The 273-nt window shown below is 42.1% G+C and carries 1 protein-coding gene; it reads left to right on the forward strand.

Going from position 1 to position 273, the window contains the following annotated elements; genetic code table 11:
• Nucleotides 1–273 (forward strand): hypothetical protein (locus R0K30_RS21920; protein ID WP_410612943.1); only part of this gene is annotated, 273 nt, incomplete at both ends.

The raw sequence follows: 273 nt of genomic DNA on the forward strand, positions 1-273 counted from the left end.
TCGTGCGAAAAGTGGCGTTGTTTCAGTATCTGCGCGGCGTTATCGACAGTGTTATTCAGCAGCAGGAGATTGATTCCGCAACCAGAAAAATTAATGAGCTACTTGATGAAAGCGTGATTGTTGATGATGAAAAGTTCGCTGGAGTTCAGGAAGAAAAAGGTGTCTGGAAGGTCACTCAGAAAGGGAAAATGTGGGATCTCAGCAAAATTGATTTCGAGAAATTGAAGCAGGATTTCAAACAGGCTCAATACAAGAATATTGAAATTGCCGACC

It is taken from the genome of Bacillus sp. SIMBA_154, from assembly GCF_046536015.1.
Taxonomy (GTDB): Bacteria; Bacillota; Bacilli; order Bacillales; family Bacillaceae; genus Bacillus; species Bacillus pumilus_P.